Annotated in this window: 1 protein-coding gene; it reads left to right on the top strand. The window is 77.0% G+C overall.

All coding sequences use genetic code 11. The features are described from left to right. Positions 1–558 (top strand): sigma factor-like helix-turn-helix DNA-binding protein (locus JAO81_RS37735; protein WP_267913113.1); only part of this gene is annotated, 558 nt, incomplete at its 5' end. Positions 559–656: the final 98 nt, after the last annotated feature.

Raw genomic sequence — 656 nt, 5'->3', positions numbered from 1 at the left:
GGTCTGGAGGCGATGCCGCCGGCCGAGAGGGCCGCCTTCGCCCTGCACGACGTCTCCCGGTACCCCTTCGCCGAAGTGGCGCGGATCGTCGGACGTACGCCGGCGGCCTCCCGCCAGCTGGCCTCGTCGGCCCGGCGCCGTATCCGCGCCGCGCAGTCCGCCGCACCTCCGAGGGACCGGCAGGCCGAGTCCCTCAGGGAGTCCGGGGGGGCGTGGGAGGCCAAGGACATCGGTGGCCTTGTGGGCCCGCTCGACCCCGAGGCCACGGCGATCGCCGACGGCGGCGGGCTCGTCCAAGCCGTGGATGTACCCATCGTGGGCGCCGAGCGGATCGCGAGCGCCTGCGTCGGGATCGCCGAGCGCGTGGAGTTGACGCTTCTCGAGCGTACGGTCAACGGTCAGCCGGGCCTGGTGAGCGTGCAGGACGGCGTCACGGTGGCGGTGCTCGCCTTCGAGATCGCCGACGACCGGATCCGCCGCATCTGGTCGGTGCGCAACCCCGAGAAGCTGCGGTCCTGGGCGCAGGACGAGAAGCTGCGGTCCTGGGCACAGGGCTGACGGCGGGCGCAGGCAGCGGGGGGGGGCACGGGCCCCCCCCCCGGGCCCGGGCCCCCCGCCGGGGGGGGGGGGGCGGGGGGGGGGGCCCGGCCCCCCCC

Source organism: Streptomyces sp. N35, assembly GCF_016464295.1.
Taxonomy (GTDB): Bacteria; Actinomycetota; Actinomycetes; order Streptomycetales; family Streptomycetaceae; genus Streptomyces.
The sequence above is the reverse complement of the archived record's forward strand: the minus strand, read 5'-3'. Positions and strand labels throughout refer to the sequence as shown.